The sequence below is a fragment of the Serratia marcescens subsp. marcescens ATCC 13880 genome, from assembly GCF_017299535.1.
GTDB classification, from domain to species: domain Bacteria; phylum Pseudomonadota; class Gammaproteobacteria; order Enterobacterales; family Enterobacteriaceae; genus Serratia; species Serratia marcescens.
In genome coordinates, this window is the sequence record NZ_CP071238.1 from 1,168,392 (window position 1) to 1,183,724 (window position 15,333).

Annotated in this window: 17 protein-coding genes; 6 read left to right on the forward strand and 11 right to left on the reverse strand. The window is 61.7% G+C overall.

What is annotated here, in order from left to right; genetic code table 11:
• Positions 1-70 precede the first annotated feature (70 nt).
• Positions 71-472 carry a Cu(I)-responsive transcriptional regulator gene (gene cueR, locus J0F90_RS05410; protein WP_015376888.1) on the forward strand — a complete coding sequence of 134 codons (402 nt, stop codon included), beginning with the start codon at positions 71-73 and terminating at the stop codon, positions 470-472.
• Here the strand turns inward: cueR and J0F90_RS05415 are convergent.
• Positions 469-930, reverse strand: a complete 462-nt coding sequence (locus J0F90_RS05415) for an NfeD family protein (protein WP_016928811.1) — start codon at positions 928-930, stop codon at positions 469-471. The genes cueR and J0F90_RS05415 overlap by 4 nt on opposite strands.
• A gap of 2 nt (positions 931-932) precedes the next feature.
• The gene (locus J0F90_RS05420) at positions 933-1,838 is read right to left on the reverse strand and encodes an SPFH domain-containing protein (RefSeq protein ID WP_004940203.1); all 906 of its coding nucleotides are present in this window, start codon (positions 1,836-1,838) and stop codon (positions 933-935) included.
• Between the two features lie 326 nt (positions 1,839-2,164).
• Between J0F90_RS05420 and cfa the strand changes: the two genes are divergently transcribed.
• On the forward strand, positions 2,165-3,316 hold the full coding sequence (gene cfa / locus J0F90_RS05425) for a cyclopropane fatty acyl phospholipid synthase (RefSeq protein ID WP_033641109.1): 1,152 nt from the start codon (positions 2,165-2,167) through the stop codon (positions 3,314-3,316).
• Positions 3,317-3,430: 114 nt separating this feature from the next.
• Here the strand turns inward: cfa and J0F90_RS05430 are convergent, their stop codons facing one another.
• The 3 genes from J0F90_RS05430 to tesA form a co-directional block, all read right to left on the reverse strand.
• Positions 3,431-4,285, reverse strand: a complete 855-nt coding sequence (locus J0F90_RS05430) for a co-chaperone YbbN (RefSeq protein WP_033641108.1) — start codon at positions 4,283-4,285, stop codon at positions 3,431-3,433.
• A gap of 77 nt (positions 4,286-4,362) precedes the next feature.
• Positions 4,363-5,139 carry an SDR family oxidoreductase gene (locus J0F90_RS05435; RefSeq protein ID WP_016928808.1) on the reverse strand — a complete coding sequence of 259 codons (777 nt, stop codon included), beginning with the start codon at positions 5,137-5,139 and terminating at the stop codon, positions 4,363-4,365.
• 26 nt (positions 5,140-5,165) lie between these two features.
• Positions 5,166-5,804: a multifunctional acyl-CoA thioesterase I/protease I/lysophospholipase L1 gene (tesA, locus tag J0F90_RS05440; RefSeq protein WP_161545168.1), complete on the reverse strand. Its 639-nt coding sequence runs from the start codon at positions 5,802-5,804 to the stop codon at positions 5,166-5,168.
• Here tesA and ybbA point away from each other — a divergent pair.
• The 3 genes from ybbA to J0F90_RS05455 all read left to right on the forward strand — a co-directional run bounded on the left by ybbA (position 5,775) and on the right by J0F90_RS05455 (position 9,318).
• Positions 5,775-6,461 (forward strand): putative ABC transporter ATP-binding protein YbbA, encoded by a 687-nt coding sequence (ybbA, locus tag J0F90_RS05445; protein WP_004940192.1) that lies wholly within the window; start codon positions 5,775-5,777, stop codon positions 6,459-6,461. The two genes, tesA and ybbA, sit on opposite strands and share 30 nt — an antisense overlap.
• Positions 6,458-8,890 carry a putative ABC transporter permease subunit YbbP gene (ybbP, locus tag J0F90_RS05450; RefSeq protein WP_033641107.1) on the forward strand — a complete coding sequence of 811 codons (2,433 nt, stop codon included), beginning with the start codon at positions 6,458-6,460 and terminating at the stop codon, positions 8,888-8,890. Before ybbA ends, ybbP begins: the two co-directional genes overlap by 4 nt.
• Positions 8,891-9,018: 128 nt before the next feature.
• The gene (locus tag J0F90_RS05455) at positions 9,019-9,318 is read left to right on the forward strand and encodes a hypothetical protein (protein ID WP_016928804.1); all 300 of its coding nucleotides are present in this window, start codon (positions 9,019-9,021) and stop codon (positions 9,316-9,318) included.
• Between the two features lie 77 nt (positions 9,319-9,395).
• On the opposite strand, the gene purK is transcribed toward J0F90_RS05455, so the two are convergent.
• The 4 genes from purK to ppiB form a co-directional block, all read right to left on the reverse strand.
• Entirely contained in the window at positions 9,396-10,463 is a 1,068-nt protein-coding gene (gene purK, locus J0F90_RS05460; RefSeq protein WP_033641106.1) for a 5-(carboxyamino)imidazole ribonucleotide synthase, read from the reverse strand.
• Positions 10,460-10,984 (reverse strand): 5-(carboxyamino)imidazole ribonucleotide mutase, encoded by a 525-nt coding sequence (gene purE, locus J0F90_RS05465; protein WP_033641105.1) that lies wholly within the window; start codon positions 10,982-10,984, stop codon positions 10,460-10,462. The genes purK and purE overlap by 4 nt, the downstream gene beginning before the upstream one ends.
• A gap of 149 nt (positions 10,985-11,133) precedes the next feature.
• Entirely contained in the window at positions 11,134-11,856 is a 723-nt protein-coding gene (locus J0F90_RS05470; protein ID WP_016928801.1) for a UDP-2,3-diacylglucosamine diphosphatase, read from the reverse strand.
• 10 nt (positions 11,857-11,866) lie between these two features.
• Positions 11,867-12,361: a peptidylprolyl isomerase B gene (ppiB, locus tag J0F90_RS05475; protein ID WP_016928800.1), complete on the reverse strand. Its 495-nt coding sequence runs from the start codon at positions 12,359-12,361 to the stop codon at positions 11,867-11,869.
• A gap of 309 nt (positions 12,362-12,670) precedes the next feature.
• On the opposite strand from ppiB, the gene cysS reads away from it, so the two are divergent.
• Positions 12,671-14,056, forward strand: coding sequence for a cysteine--tRNA ligase (gene cysS, locus J0F90_RS05480; RefSeq protein ID WP_016928799.1), 1,386 nt, complete (start codon positions 12,671-12,673; stop codon positions 14,054-14,056).
• A 60-nt stretch (positions 14,057-14,116) separates the two neighbouring features.
• Here cysS and ybcJ read toward each other — a convergent pair whose 3' ends face one another.
• Positions 14,117-14,329 (reverse strand): ribosome-associated protein YbcJ, encoded by a 213-nt coding sequence (ybcJ, locus tag J0F90_RS05485; protein WP_015376914.1) that lies wholly within the window; start codon positions 14,327-14,329, stop codon positions 14,117-14,119.
• Positions 14,330-14,339: 10 nt separating this feature from the next.
• The gene (gene folD, locus J0F90_RS05490) at positions 14,340-15,206 is read right to left on the reverse strand and encodes a bifunctional methylenetetrahydrofolate dehydrogenase/methenyltetrahydrofolate cyclohydrolase FolD (RefSeq protein WP_016928798.1); all 867 of its coding nucleotides are present in this window, start codon (positions 15,204-15,206) and stop codon (positions 14,340-14,342) included.
• Positions 15,207-15,333 lie beyond the last annotated feature (127 nt).

Here is a 15,333-nt window from a genome sequence, read left to right on the forward strand (position 1 = left end):
CGTTGAGGCTTGGTGAGTGGCGGAAAGCGGCTTAAGATAGGAGATGAGCAGGAGCATTCCGGAGGAAAAAATGAATATTAGCGACGTCGCGAAAAAGACCGGGTTAACCAGCAAGACGATTCGTTTTTACGAGGAGAAAGCGCTGATTACCGCCCCGATCCGCAGCGATAACGGTTATCGCCATTATTCCGCCAGGCACGTTGAAGAGCTGACGCTGCTGCGCCAGGCGCGGCAGGTGGGCTTCAACCTGGACGAGTGCCGTGAGCTGGTGGCGTTATTCAACGATCCGGCCCGCCACAGCGCCGACGTGAAGGCGCGCACGCTGCAGAAGGTGGCGGAGATCGAAAGGCACATCAGCGAACTGGGAGAAATGCGCCAACGCCTGTTGACGCTGGCGGAACAATGTCCGGGCGACGAGGGGGCGGAGTGCCCCATCATCAATAATCTGGCGGGATGCTGTCGTTCGAATTAACGGCTGATGGCGCGGATCACCAGCGTGACCCCTTCCACCGCCACCACTTCCACTTCAGTGCCGGCAGGCAGATCTTCCGCCGCCTGCGCGCGCCAGCTGCTGTCGCCGATATTGATGCGGCCCATGCCGTTGTGCATCGGTTCCGTCAGCGTGGCGCGGGTGCCGATCAGCTGGCGGTTGCGCTGGTTGAGCACCGGCGACCCGCCGGATGCGGCCGCCGGGCGCCGGCGCAGCCAGTACCACCACAGGTAAGCGACGACGACGGTCAGGACGGCAAAGATCGCGCCTTGCCACGCCCAGGAAAGTTGCGGAAGCAGCCAGATCAGGACGCCGACCAACAGCGCCGCCACGCCGCTCCACAGCAGGTAGCCGCCGGCGCCGAGCATTTCCGCCGCCAGCAACACGCCCCCGAGGGAGAGCCAAAACCACAGCGGATTCGCCGCGATCAGTTCGAGCATGATTATTTGCCTTTGCTTTCTTTCAGCAGTTCGGTAATGCCGCCGATCGAGCCGAGCAGGCTGCTGGCGTCCAGCGGCATCATCACCACTTTGCTGTTGTTGGAAGAACCGATCTTCTGCAGCGCGTCGGTGTATTTCTGCGCCACGAAGTAGTTCACCGCCTGAATGTTGCCGCTGGCGATGGCGTCGGACACCAACTGGGTGGCGCGCGCCTCGGCCTCGGCGGCGCGTTCACGCGCTTCCGCCTGCAGGAATGCCGACTGGCGTTCGCCCTCAGCCTTCAGGATCTGCGATTGTTTCTCACCCTCGGCGCGCAGAATGGCCGCCTGACGCACCCCTTCCGCCTCCAGGATGTCGGCGCGCTTGGTGCGCTCAGCCTTCATCTGGGCGTTCATCGAGGCGATCAGCTCCGCCGGCGGCCGCACGTCGCGGATCTCGATACGGGTGATCTTCACCCCCCAAGGGTTGGTCGCTTCATCGACGATGTGCAACAGGCGGCTGTTGATGCTGTCGCGCTGCGACAGCATTTCGTCCAGCTCCATCGAGCCGAGCACGGTGCGGAAGTTGGTCATGGTCAGGTTGACGATCGCCTGTTCGAGGTTGCTGACCTCGTAGGCGGCGCGCGCCGGGTCGACCACCTGGATAAAGCACACCGCGTCGATGGCGACGTTGGCGTTATCGCGGGAAATCACTTCCTGCGAGGGGATATCCAGCACCTGCTCCATCATGTTGATTTTGCGGCCGATGCGGTCCATGAACGGCACCACCAGGTTCAGGCCCGGCATCAGCGTCTTGGTATAGCGGCCGAAGCGTTCTACCGTCCATTGGAACCCCTGCGGCACAATTTTGACGCCGGCGAACACCACAATCAGCGCGACGACGATCACGATGGGAATAAAAGTAAGCATGCAAACCTCCTGTCAGACATATGTAAACAGATATTACGTCAGCGCCGGAAAAATGCCTACCGATACCGCGACTTAATCCAGGACATTGGCGACTCCGCCATAAGCGGAACCGCTGTTCCGAACAGGGAGAAAAACGTTATTGAAATAAGTCTGGCACAGTTGGCGGATAAGTATGCCTAAATGGCATGATTTCAATAATTTTTATTCATTTCATGATGTTGCTCGCCTTGGCTAGAGTAAAAACACCCCCCGTGTTTACCGTCAAAAATTTGTCATTTTTATTTGCGACTATGCTTTTTGAAATGACATTTCGGCCAAGGATTGTTATGGATTCGCTCAGTGTTGATGAACTCGCCCAGAAGAAAGACCGCTGGTATCGCATTGTAGAGGAGATGCTGGCCGAAGCCGGTGTCGCCATCAACGGCCCGCGCGCCTGGGATATTCGGGTGCACAACCCGGCCCTGTTCAAACGCATTTTGCAGGAAGGCTCGCTCGGCTTCGGCGAGAGCTATATGGACGGCTGGTGGGAATGCGAACGGCTGGACATGCTGTTTACCCGCATTCTGCAGGCCGGCGTCGATGAGCGCCTGCCGAAAAGCCTGAGCGACATCGCGCGCATCGCCTATGCCCGGCTGTTCAACCGCCAATCGCGCAAGCGCGCCTGGCAGGTGGGCAAAGAGCATTACGACATCGGCAACGACCTGTTCCGGGCGATGCTCGATCCTTACATGCAATACTCCTGCGGCTACTGGAAAGAGGCGCAGACGCTGGAGCAGGCGCAGCAGGCCAAGCTGCGGATGATCTGCGAGAAGCTGCAGCTGAAACCGGGCATGACGCTGCTGGATATCGGCTGCGGCTGGGGCGGGCTGGCGCAGTTTGCGGCGCAAAACTACGGCGTCGCGGTGCACGGCGTGACCATTTCGGCCGAGCAGCAGAAGCTGGCGCAGGCACGCTGCGCCGGGCTGGACGTCGAGATCTTGCTGCAGGATTACCGCGATCTGGATCGTCAGTTCGATCGCATCGTGTCGGTCGGCATGTTTGAGCACGTCGGGCCGAAAAACTACGAGACCTATTTCAGCGTCGCGGCGCGCAACCTGAAGCCGGATGGCCTGTTTTTGCTGCACACCATCGGTTCCAATCAAACCGACCTTAACGTCGACGCCTGGATAGACAAATACATCTTCCCCAACGGCTGCCTGCCTTCGGTGCGGCATGTCGCCGAGGCCAGCGAAGGGCGTTTCGTGATGGAGGATTGGCACAACTTCGGCGCCGATTACGATCGCACGCTGATGGCCTGGCTGGAGAATTTCAAACGGGCGTGGCCGGAATTGGCGGGCGGTTATTCCGAGCGCTTCGAGCGCATGTTCACTTATTACCTGAACGCCTGCGCCGGCGCGTTCCGTTCACGCAACATTCAGCTGTGGCAGGTGTTGTTCAGCCCGGCGGGCGTGGAGGGCGGGGTGCGGGTCTATCGCTGATATCCCCGTCATATTTCAAGCTGACTGCACGTTCTAGCCCTGGTCGCTTAGTTATCTAAGCTCCCAGGGCTTCTCACCTTTGCCGCCTGGATGCAGCTTCAAGCATGACGAGTATCAGTACAGCAGTGAGTACAGCTGGCGGCGATATTTAGCGGCCAGCGCGTCGCCGGTGCCGAGCGCGGCCAGAATGTCCATCAGCGTCTTGCGCGCGTTGCCGTTGGCGGCGGCCAGATCCTTCTTCAGATGCCCCATCAGCAGTTCCAACGCTTCTTCGTTACGCCCGACCTGATGCAGCTGCAGCGCCAGCTGCACCGCCAGATCGACGTTGTCCGGCTGCTGCTGCACCTGCTGTTGCAGCTGTTGGATTTCCGGCGTGTCCGCCGCCTGCTTCAACAGTTCAATCTGCGCCACCAGGCCTTGATAGCGCGTATCGCGATCCTGCAACGGGATGGTCGCCAGCACCGCCTCGGCATCTTCGCTGCGGCTGAGGGCGATCTGCGTTTCGGCCAGCGTCAGGCCGATGTCGCTGCGCTGTTGGCTGCTCTGCCAGGCGTCTTTCAGCAGCGGCAGCGCTTCGGCGGCGTTGCCGGCGGCCAGCAATTCTTGCGCCTGCGCCAGTTTCAGATCTTCTTCCTTTGGCAGGAAACGCTGCAGCAAGTCGCGGATCGCTTCTTCCGGCTGCGGGCCCTGGAAGCCGTCGACCGGTTGGCCGTCTTTAAACAGGTAGACCGTCGGAATGGAGCGCAGCCCGAATTGGGAGGCGATCATCTGTTCGGCGTCGCAGTCCACCTTGGCCAGAATGAACTGACCGGCGTATTCCGCCGCCAGCTTGTCCAGCACCGGCGTGAGCTGCAGGCAGTGTTGGCTGCGCTCGGACCAGAAGTAGAACAGCACCGGAATGGACATCGACTGTTCCAGCGTCTGGTGCAGGTTAGTTTCGTTAATATCAACAACAGCTTGAGCTAGCATCTTTTTTCTCTCTGATCGTGCGGAGCCATGGGGTGTAAATGGGGGCGCGCCGCCATTCTTCAACCCCGTCGGGCGAATTAAGCGTTGCTGCGCAGCAGCCAATCCAGACAGCGGCCCGGCAAAATGCGGCGCAGCACGCTCATCGCGTGCGCCAGCAGGGTGACCGGATAGCGCAGTTTGGCGCGCGGGCTTTCCAGCGCGTGGCGCAGTTTGGGCAGGATGGCCTCCGGCGGCAGCGTCAGGCGCTTGGCGATGCCGGGATTGTGCACCGGCTTGTCGCTCTGCGCCTGGTTGACGTTCTGGCTAAAGTGGGTGGCGATCGGCCCCGGTTCGATCAGGCTGACCTGAATGCCGCTGCCGTGCAGCTCCATGCGCAGCGCGTCCGACCAGGCTTCCAGCGCGAACTTGCTGGCGGCGTAGGCGCCGCGCCCGGCGCTGGAGACCAGCCCCATCACCGAGCTGGTCTGAATGATGCGCCCTTCGCCGTGCGGCAACATCGCCGGCAACAGCAGCTGGGTCAGTTGGTGGGTGCCGAACAGGTTGGTGGCGAACTGCCGCTCCAGCTGGCTGCGCGAAATGCGGCTAAGCGGGCCGTAAACGCCGAACCCCCCGTTATTGAACAGGCCGTACAGGCGGCCGTCGGTCAGCGCGATCACCTCGGCGGCGGCGCGCTCGACGCTGGCGCTGTCGTCCAGATCCAGCTCAATGCCTTCCAGCCCCAGCTGGCGCATGTTTTCCACGTCCTGCGGCTTACGGCAGGCGGCCAGCACCCGGTAGCCGCGGTTGCGCAGATCCTGCGCCGCAATCAATCCAATCCCGCTGGAACAGCCGGTTATCAATACCGCTTTTTGCATAACTTTACCTAGTGTACGACCCTAATTTAGTGAGACTCATGCTTTACTAGCGGTTCCAGGCGCTCCGCCATCCAGGTGGCGATAAACGGCTGAGCGTCCCCATTGGGGTGCAATCCGTCATCCTGCATCCATTCCGGCTTCACCACCACCTGTTCCATATAGAACGGCAGCAGCGGAATGTTGAACTGCTTGGCCAGCGCCGGGTAGACGGCGCTGAACGCCTCGGTGTAGCGGCGGCCGTAGTTCGGCGGGATGCGGATCTGCATCAGCAGCGGCTGCGCGCCGGCCTGCTGCACCCGCGTGATGATTTGGCCGAGATCGCGCTGTACGTCCTGCGCCGGGAAGCCGCGCAGGCCGTCGTTGGCGCCCAGCTCGATCAGCACCCAGCGCGGCTGATGCTGTTTCAGCAGCGCGGGCAGACGCGCCAGCCCCTGCGCGGCGGTGTCGCCGCTGATGCTGGCGTTGACCAGCTGCGGCGCGCCCGGTTTTTTCTGCCACTGTTCGGCCAACAGCGTCGGCCAGGCCCGCTCGATCGGCAGGCGATAGCCGGCGCTTAAACTGTCGCCCAAAATCAATAAGGTATCGGCGGCGGCAGCGCGTAAACTGAATAATCCCAACAGCAAAAGGAAGGGAAGATGCCAGCGGAAAACGTTCTTGAAGTTCATCATCTTAGTAAACACGTTGGTCAGGGTGAGCATCAGCTCACCATCCTTACCGGAGTCGAGCTGCTTGTCAAACCCGCGCAGACGATCGCCCTGATCGGCGAATCCGGATCGGGGAAATCGACCTTGCTGGGCATTTTGGCCGGGCTGGACGACGGCAGCGAGGGCGAGGTGCGTTTGCTCGGCGAGTCGCTGACCGCGTTGGACGAAGAAGGCCGCGCCGCGCTGCGCGCCAGGAACGTCGGCTTCGTGTTTCAGTCGTTCATGTTGGTGCCGACGCTGAACGCGCTGGAGAACGTGCAACTGCCGGCGCTGCTGCGCGGCGAGAGCGACAGGCAGAGTCGCGAGCAGGCGGTGCAGTTACTGGAACAGCTGGGGCTGGGCAAACGTCTCGATCACCTGCCGGCGCAGCTGTCCGGCGGTGAGCAGCAGCGCGTGGCGCTGGCGCGCGCCTTCAGCGGCCGGCCGCGGGTGCTGTTCGCCGATGAACCGACCGGCAACCTCGATCGTCAGACCGGCGATCGCATCGCCGACCTGCTGTTCTCTCTCAACCGCGATTTTGACACCACCCTGATCCTGGTGACCCATGACGAAACCCTGGCGGCGCGCTGCCAGCGGCGGTTGCGGCTGCGTGAAGGCAAGCTGTGGGAGGAAGCATGATCTGGCGCTGGTTCTGGCGCGAATGGCGCTCGCCGTCGCTGCTGATCGTGTGGCTGGCGCTGACGCTCTCTGTCGCCTGCGTGCTGGCGCTGGGCAGCATCAGCGATCGCATGGACAAAGGGCTCAGCCAGCAGAGCCGCGATTTTATCGCCGGCGATCGGGTGCTGCGCAGCGCGCATCCGGTGCCGGAAGGCTGGCTATTGGACGCGCAGCAGCAGGGGCTGAAGGTGAGCCGCCAGCTGTCGTTCACCACCATGACCTATGCCGGCGAGCGGCCGCAGCTGGCGGACGTGAAAGCCACCGATCTGACCTATCCGCTGTACGGCAAGCTGGAAACGCGCCCGGCCAACATCAAGCCCGAACCGGGCAGCGTGCTGGTGGCGCCGCGTTTGCTGGCGCTGCTGAACGTGAAAGTGGGGGATTCGCTGGAGGTGGGCGACACTACGCTGCGTATCGCCGGTGAAATCATTCAGGAGCCGGACGCCGGCTTCAATCCATTCCAGACCGCGCCGCGCATCATGATCAACCTGGCGGACGTCGAGAAGACCGGAGCGGTGCAGCCGGGCAGCCGCCTGACCTACCGCTACATGTTCGCCGGCGCCGAGCCGGATATTCAGCGTTACGAGGAACGGCTGGCGCCGCAGTTGACGCCGGATCAGCGCTGGTTCGGGCTGCAGGAGTCCGGCAGCGCGCTCGGCAAGTCGCTGCAGCGATCCCAACAGTTCCTGCTGCTGTCGGCTCTGCTGACGCTGCTGTTGTCGATCGCCGCCGTGGCGGTGGCGATGAGCCACTATTGCCGCAGCCGTTACGATCTGATCGCGGTGCTGAAAACCCTCGGCGCCGGGCGTGGCGCGCTGCGTAAATTGATCGTCGGCCAGTGGCTGGCGGTGATGGCGCTGGCGGCGGCGTGCGGCGGGGCGATCGGGCTGGCGTTTGAAGCGTTGCTGATCCGCCTGCTGAAGTCGGTATTACCGGCTGCGTTGCCTGCCGCCGGCGCCTGGCCCTGGCTGTGGGCGCTCGGCGCGCTGGTGCTGATCTCGCTGCTGGTCGGGCTGCGGCCGTATCGCCAGCTGCTGGCCACCCAGCCGCTGCGGGTGCTGCGCCGCGATGTGACGGCCAACGTCTGGCCGCTGCGCTACTTCCTGCCGGTGACGGCGGCGATCGTGGTGGCGCTGTTGGTGGCGCTGATGGGGGCCAGCACGCTGCTGTGGGCGATCCTGGCTGGCATGGCGGTGCTGGCGCTGCTGCTGGGCGGCATCGGTTGGGGCAGCCTGCTGTTGCTGCGCCGCATCACGCTCAAGAGCCTGGCGCTGCGGCTGGCGGTTAACCGCCTGCTGCACCAGCCCTGGGTGACCATCAGCCAGCTGGCGGCGTTTTCGCTGTCGTTCATGCTGCTGGCGCTGCTGTTGGTGTTGCGCGGCGATCTGCTCGAACGCTGGCAGCAACAGCTGCCGCCGGACAGTCCGAACTATTTCCTGCTCAACATGACCGAGGCGCAGGTGCCGCAGGTGAAAGCTTTCCTGCAGCAGCACCAGATCAAGCCGGAAACCTATTATCCGATCGTCCGGGTGCGCCTGACCGAGATAAACCAGCAGGTGGCGACCGAGCGGGTGCATGAAGACGATCCGGGCGGCGAGGCGGTGAACCGCGAGCTGAACCTGACCTGGCTGGCCGATCTGCCGGATCACAATCCGCTGGTGGCGGGCAATTGGCCGCCGAAAACCGGTGAGGTTTCGATGGATGAAGGCATCGCCGGGCGGCTGAAGATCACGCTGGGTGATACGCTGACCTTCAGCGGCGATACCCAGGCGTTCAGCGCCAAAGTCACCAGCCTGCGCCAGGTGGATTGGGAAAGTCTGAAGCCGAACTTTTACTTTATCTTCCCGCCGGGCGCGCTGGACGACCAGCCGCAGACCTGGCTCACCAGCTTTCGCTACGATGGCGACGGCCAGATGCTGACTCAGCTCAATCGCCAGTTCCCGACGCTCAGCCTGCTGGACATCGGCGCGATCCTGAAACAGGTCGGCGGCGTGCTGCAACAGGTCAGCCGCGCGCTGGAGGTGATGGTGGTGCTGGTGGTGCTGTGCGGCGGCTTGCTGCTGCTGGCGCAGGTGCAGGTCGGCATGCGTCAGCGGCGGCAGGAGCTGGTGGTCTATCGCACGCTGGGCGCCGGCAAACGGCTGCTGCGCCGCACGCTGTGGTGCGAGTTTGCTTTGCTGGGGCTGGTGGCGGGCATCGCGGCGGCGGTGGGCGCCGAGGCGGCGCTGTGGCTGCTGCAGAGCCGGGTGTTTGACTTCCCGTGGACGCCGACGCCGGTGCTGTGGTGGGCGCTGCCGCTGGCCAGCGCGCTGCTGCTGTCGCTGTGCGGCGGCTGGCTGGGCGTGCGGCTGCTGCGCGGCAAGGCGCTGTTCCGCAGTTATGAGGGTTGATGCGGCTATTTATAACGCCGGATGTGATAAGCGCCCGGCTTGGCAGAAATAGAGGCGTCGTCTTTAAACTGTATTATTTTCGTGTTTTATAATGTGTTATCTGCGGGTTACCACCAGGAACGAAGGGAATGAAAATCTACTGGTCACTTAAAAGTATCCCGGAATTAAAAAATTTGCCTTTGCGCGAACGTCTCGGACGTTGGCAGCGTGGCCTTGCTTCAGCGGGATTTTTTAACGGAACGGGCATATTGCTGGTTGCATTGTTGCCGTGGTTTTCGATTCTTATCGCTAACGATCTGACCCTTAATTACCCTTTCTTGCGCAATCATATCGTCACAGCGCTTGGATATGGCATCAGCGGTTTTTTGGGTGTGAATCTGATGATAAGAAGTATGCTAAGGAAAAATAAGAATATTTTTTCTGATTAAGCGCGGCGGTTTAAAATTGTCGTCATAAAAAAGGGGTTAGCCTTAGGCTAACCCCTTTTACTTTCGGCGGCGGCACCTTAGGCCAGCTTCTGCTGCGCCCAGGCCAGCCCGCTTTGGTATTCGCCCGGCAGCAGCGGCGCCAGCGCCTGCAACGCCTGGCGCAGATCGGCGGCGCTCGGGTCGTTCAGATTGAGGTGGCCGACCTTGCGGCCCGGGCGCACCTCTTTCTCATACCAGTGCAGATGCACCAGCGGCAGCGACAGCCACTGTTCGTTGACAGCGGTGCCGATCAGGTTGACCATCACCGACGGCGTGCTCACCACCGGCTGCGGCAGCGGCAGGCCGAGGATGGCGCGCAGGTGCAGCTCGAACTGGCTGATGGAGGCGCCGTTTTGCGTCCAGTGGCCGCTGTTGTGCACGCGCGGCGCCAGTTCGTTGATCAGCAGCCGATCGCCGACGATAAAGCACTCCATAGCCATCACGCCGACATAGTTCAGCTCGTTCAGGATCGCCGCCAGCATCTGCTCGGCCTGTCGCTGCAGCGCTGGATTGGGCTGCGGCAACGCCACGCTGGCGCGCAGAATGCCGTCTTCATGCAGGTTATGGGTCAGCGGGTAGAATACCGAACGGCCGTCGTGGCCGCGCGCGCCCACCAGCGACACTTCGCCGGAGAAATTGATGCCTTGCTCGACGATGCACTCGCCATAGGCGTCGGCCGGCAGTTCGGCTTCCTGGCCCGGCCGCAAGCGCCACTGGCCGCGGCCGTCATAGCCGCCGACCCGGCGTTTGACGATCGCCAGCTCGCCCAGCGCAGCGAATACCTGCGGCCATTCGGCGGCGCTCGCCAGCAACTGCCACGGCGCAGTCGCCAGGCCGAGCTGGTCGAGCAGCTGTTTTTGCGTCAGGCGATCCGCCAGACGCGGGAAGATGTCGCGGTTGACGAAGGCGCTGTGGGTCGCCAGCTCGCGCGTCAGCGCGGTTTCCGGCCAGCGTTCTATCTCGGCGGTAATGACGCTGTTCTGATACGGCACCGCTTCAGGTTCGGCATCGATGCCGACAGGGTAGACGGCGATGCCCAGCGGTTCGCCGGCCTGGCGTAGCATGCGCCCCAGTTGGCCGTTGCCCAGTACGCAAACCGGCTTCATGCGTCCTCCCGCGGATCGGGGTGGTTCAAGACGTCTTCAGTCTGCGCCTGACGCCAGTCCGCCAAACGCTGCGCCAGCGCGGCGTCGTGCAGCGCCAGGATCTGCATCGCCAGCAGCCCGGCGTTGGCGGCGCCGGCTTTGCCGATCGCCAGCGTGCCCACCGGAATGCCGCGCGGCATCTGCACGATGGAGTACAGGCTGTCCACGCCGCTCAGCGCGGCGCTTTGCACCGGCACGCCCAACACCGGCACCAGGGTTTTCGCCGCCAGCATGCCCGGCAGATGCGCCGCACCGCCGGCGCCGGCGATGATCACGTCAAAGCCGTTGGCGGTAGCCTGCTCGGCGAAGCTGAACAGCTTGTCCGGCGTGCGGTGAGCGGAAACGACTTCGACATGGAAGGGGACATCGAGCTGGGTCAGGACTTCGGCGGCGAACTGCATGGTGGCCCAGTCACTTTTCGATCCCATTACAATTGCGATTTTCGCCCCGGTATTGGCGGCTGAAGCGGCGTTGGCTCCCATGGGTGTAAGGCTCCTGTGATTTGTCTGGCGTCGGCTGAGGGCCGAATGAGGGCGTAGAGCATACCATGAGCGCACGGCGAGGAAAACGGTTGCGTCGCCGGTTTTCACCGTCGAAAGCGCGAATTTTCACTCTCGCGCCAGTGCGGAATTCAGAATGGGAATGAGATCAGCTCGACGGCGTCGGCGCTGACTTTGATCATCGATCCTTCGACGTGCCAGGCACCCAGCACCGCGCGATGGGCTTCGCCATTGCTCAGCGCCAGCCGGTGCACCGCCGGGCGATGGGTATGGCCGTGGATCATCCAGTGCACGTCGTGGCGCAGCATGGTTTGTTCGACCGCTTGCGGGTTGACGTCCATGATGGCGTCCGACTTGTACTGGTTGGATTGCTGGCTACGGGCGCGCATCTTGGCGGCGATTTTCAGTCGCCAGCGCAGCGGCATCGCGAGGAACAGTTTTTGAATCAGCGGGTTGTGCACTTTACGGCGAAATTGCTGATAGGCTTGATCGTCGGTGCACAGGGTGTCGCCGTGCAGGATCAGGATCCTGCGGCCGTACAGCTCCAGCACTTTTTCTTCCGGCAGCAGCTGCATGCCGCTGGCGCGGGCGAAGCGCTTGCCGAGCAGAAAATCGCGGTTGCCGTGGATGAAATAGCAGGGCACGCCGGCCTGTTGCAGCGCTTTCAGCGCCGCGGCGATCTCCGCGTGCAGCGGCTCGGGATCGTCGTCGCCGATCCAGGCCTCAAACAGGTCGCCGAGGATGTACAGCGCGTCGGCGTGCATCGCTTCGCGCCGTAAAAAACGCAGAAAACCGGCAGTGATTGCCGGTTCCTGTGCGCACAAGTGCAGATCTGCGATGAACAGCGTACTCATGCAGCCGCGATTACTCGCTGACGGTCACGCTGTTGATGACGACGTCTTCTACCGGTACGTCCTGGTGCATGCCGCTGCGGCCGGTTTTCACGCCTTTGATCTTGTTGACCACGTCCATGCCTTCAACCACTTCAGCGAACACGCAGTAGCCCCAGCCCTGCACGTTTTCGCCGCGGAAGTTCAGGAAGTCGTTGTCAGCCACGTTGATGAAGAACTGTGCGGTGGCGGAGTGCGGATCGTTGGTACGCGCCATTGCCAGGGTGCCGATGGTGTTTTTCAGACCGTTGTTGGCTTCGTTCTTGATAGCCGCATTGGTCGCTTTCTGGTTCATGCCCGGCTCGAAACCGCCGCCCTGGATCATGAAGCCGTTGATCACACGGTGGAAGATGGTGTTGTCGTAGAAACCGGCGCGGCAGTAGTTCAGGAAGTTTTCAACGGTAACCGGCGCTTTGTCAGCAAAGGTCTTGATGACGATATCGCCGTGATTGGTGTGGAAAGTAACCATAGTTTTAATCCTAACAAGATGAAGTGAGACGCCACGTAAAGCGAGTGAACATTCAGACCGCCCTTATAACATATCCGCCCCGGCGAGTCAGCAGCGGGTCAACCGCGCACTGTCTGTGGTAATTGTTTTGTTGTTATATTATAACAATTATGCCGACAGCCGGATTTTACGCGTTTTCTTCGCGTGAAATCAGCAAAGCTTGGCCTTAACCTTGCAATAGATCAGGCTTCAGGTTTCAATACGCTACCGGGCGTAAAACCTGAAGCCCGGTTATCTTTTTTGTTATCACGCACACCACGGAATCTCCCGATGCTAAAGATTTTTAATACCCTGAGTCGTCAAAAAGAGGAATTCAAACCCATTCATGCCGGGAAAGTGGGCATGTACGTGTGCGGGGTAACCATCTATGACCTGTGTCACATCGGCCACGGTCGTACCTTTGTCGCTTTCGACGTGGTGGCGCGTTATCTGCGCTATCTCGGCTATTCGCTGAACTACGTGCGCAACGTCACCGACGTAGACGACAAAATCATTCGCCGCGCGGCGGAAAATCATGAGACTTGCGACCAGCTGACCGAACGCATGCTGGCGGAAATGCACGCCGACTTCGACGCGCTGCTGATCGATCGTCCGGATCAAGAGCCGCGCGCGACCCAGCACATCGCCGAGATCATCGAGATCACGCAGCGTCTTATCGATCGCGATCACGCTTACGTGGCCAGCAACGGCGACGTGATGTTCTCCATCGACAGCGATCCGCAATACGGCCTGCTGTCGCGTCAGGATCTGGATCAGCTGCAGGCCGGCGCGCGCGTGGAGATCGACGACGTGAAGCGCAACCCGATGGACTTCGTGCTGTGGAAAATGTCCAAGCCGGGCGAGCCGAGCTGGCAGTCGCCGTGGGGGCCGGGCCGTCCGGGCTGGCACATCGAATGCTCCGCCATGAACTGCAAACAGCTGGGCACCCACTTCGACATCCACGGCGGCGGTTCCGATCTGATGTTCCCGCACCACGAGAACGAGATCGCACAGTCGAGCTGCGCCCACGATGGCCCGTACGTCAATTACTGGATGCACTCCGGCATGGTGATGATCGACAAAGAGAAGATGTCCAAATCGCTCGATAACTTCTTCACCATCCGCGACGTGCTCGGCCATTACGATGCGGAGACGGTGCGTTACTTCCTGATGTCCGGCCACTATCGCAGCCAGCTGAACTACAGCGAAGAGAACCTCAAGCAGGCGCGCACCGCGCTGGAGCGCCTCTATACCGCGCTGCGTGGCACCGACGCCGATGCCGTGCCGGCCGGCGGCGAAGCGTTCGAAGCCCGCTTCCGCGAAGCGATGGACGACGACTTCAACACTCCGGAAGCCTACTCGGCGCTGTTCGATCTGGCCCGCGAGGTTAACCGCCTGAAGAGCGAAGACATGGCGGCGGCCAACGGCATGGCGGCGGAACTGCGCAAGCTGGCGAAAGTGCTCGGCCTGCTGCAGCAGGAGCCGGAGCAGTTCCTGCAAGGGGGCGCACAGGTTGACGACGGCGAAGTGGCGGAGATTGAAGCGCTGATCAAACAGCGTAACGAAGCGCGCGCCGCCAAGGACTGGGCGCTGGCGGACGCCGCTCGCGATCGGTTGAACGAGATGAACATCGTGCTGGAAGACGGCCCGCAGGGCACCACCTGGCGCCGTAAGTAAGCCGGCCGAAGTGAAAACAAAAAAGGCGCTGAATTCAGCGCCTTTTTCTATGGCTGCGGGTTAGGGTTTAACCATGACCTTGCCGCCGTTGAACTCCACCACCTGATCGGCGACGATCTTGCAGCGCTTGCGGGTTTCGACCTTGCCGTCGACTTTCACCAGTCCTTCGGCGATGACTTCTTTGGCGGCGCCGCCGCTTTCACACCAGCCCTGGAACTTCAGCAGATCGCACAGTTCGACGTGGGGATGATTGTCCAGATTGAAAATTTCCATACTGCCTTACTTATTTAGGTTGAACGTCGTGATATTCCTCGCAGGCCTGCAAGGTATTTTGGATCAGTGTAGCCACGGTCATCGGGCCAACGCCACCCGGCACCGGGGTGATGTAGGCGGCGCGCTCGCTGGCGGCGTCGAAGTCGACATCGCCCACCACTTTACCGCTTTCCAGACGGTTGATGCCGACGTCCACTACGATGGCGCCCGGTTTGATCCAGTCGCCCGGGATGAAGCCCGGTTTGCCGACCGCCACCACCAGCAGATCGGCGTTCTCGACGTGGTGACGCAGATTTTTGGTGAAACGGTGGGTGACGGTGGTGGTGCAACCGGCCAGCAGCAGCTCCATGCTCATCGGGCGGCCGACGATGTTGGAGGCGCCGACCACCACGGCGTTCAGGCCGTAGGTATCGATGTTATAACGCTCCAGCAGGGTGACGATGCCGCGCGGCGTGCACGGGCGCAGCTTGGGCGCGCGTTGGCACAGGCGGCCGACGTTGTAGGGGTGGAAGCCGTCGACGTCTTTGTCCGGATGGATGCGCTCCAGCACCTTGACGTTATCGATGCCGGCCGGCAGCGGCAGCTGCACCAGAATGCCGTCGATTTCCGCGTCGGCGTTCAGCTGGTCGATCAACGCCAGCAGCTCGGCTTCACTGGTGGCAGCGGGCAGGTCGTAGGAGCGGGAGAGGAAGCCGACTTCATCGCAGGCGCGGCGCTTGCTGGCGACGTAAATTTGCGAAGCCGGGTTCTCGCCAACCAGCACAACCGCCAGGCCTGGGGCGCGTTTGCCGGCCGCCAGACGTTGTTTCACTTGCTCAGCCACTTCGTTTCTAACCTGCTGCGCAATCGTTTTACCATCAATAATCTTTGCTGACATCAGTGTGGAAATCCATCAATTAAGAAAAGCGGGGATGCCGCTATTCTGTCAGAAGCTGAGCGCGCTGTCAGGCGCAGAATCACCCTCGCCGCCAATGCCGAGGCCGATTTACGCTTTTTTTATGCCG

Coding starts and splice junctions, on each gene's coding strand:
- purE (WP_033641105.1), bottom strand. CDS start 10,984: ATGGGAGCCAACGCCGCTTCAGCCGCCAATACCGGGGCGAAAATCGCA.
- J0F90_RS05420 (WP_004940203.1), bottom strand. CDS start 1,838: ATGCTTACTTTTATTCCCATCGTGATCGTCGTCGCGCTGATTGTGGTG.
- J0F90_RS05435 (WP_016928808.1), bottom strand. CDS start 5,139: ATGCAAAAAGCGGTATTGATAACCGGCTGTTCCAGCGGGATTGGATTG.
- cfa (WP_033641109.1), top strand. CDS start 2,165: ATGGATTCGCTCAGTGTTGATGAACTCGCCCAGAAGAAAGACCGCTGG.
- tesA (WP_161545168.1), bottom strand. CDS start 5,804: ATGAACTTCAAGAACGTTTTCCGCTGGCATCTTCCCTTCCTTTTGCTG.
- cysS (WP_016928799.1), top strand. CDS start 12,671: ATGCTAAAGATTTTTAATACCCTGAGTCGTCAAAAAGAGGAATTCAAA.
- ybbA (WP_004940192.1), top strand. CDS start 5,775: ATGCCAGCGGAAAACGTTCTTGAAGTTCATCATCTTAGTAAACACGTT.
- ybcJ (WP_015376914.1), bottom strand. CDS start 14,329: ATGGAAATTTTCAATCTGGACAATCATCCCCACGTCGAACTGTGCGAT.
- J0F90_RS05430 (WP_033641108.1), bottom strand. CDS start 4,285: ATGCTAGCTCAAGCTGTTGTTGATATTAACGAAACTAACCTGCACCAG.
- J0F90_RS05415 (WP_016928811.1), bottom strand. CDS start 930: ATGCTCGAACTGATCGCGGCGAATCCGCTGTGGTTTTGGCTCTCCCTC.
- J0F90_RS05455 (WP_016928804.1), top strand. CDS start 9,019: ATGAAAATCTACTGGTCACTTAAAAGTATCCCGGAATTAAAAAATTTG.
- ppiB (WP_016928800.1), bottom strand. CDS start 12,361: ATGGTTACTTTCCACACCAATCACGGCGATATCGTCATCAAGACCTTT.
- folD (WP_016928798.1), bottom strand. CDS start 15,206: ATGTCAGCAAAGATTATTGATGGTAAAACGATTGCGCAGCAGGTTAGA.
- purK (WP_033641106.1), bottom strand. CDS start 10,463: ATGAAGCCGGTTTGCGTACTGGGCAACGGCCAACTGGGGCGCATGCTA.
- cueR (WP_015376888.1), top strand. CDS start 71: ATGAATATTAGCGACGTCGCGAAAAAGACCGGGTTAACCAGCAAGACG.
- ybbP (WP_033641107.1), top strand. CDS start 6,458: ATGATCTGGCGCTGGTTCTGGCGCGAATGGCGCTCGCCGTCGCTGCTG.
- J0F90_RS05470 (WP_016928801.1), bottom strand. CDS start 11,856: ATGAGTACGCTGTTCATCGCAGATCTGCACTTGTGCGCACAGGAACCG.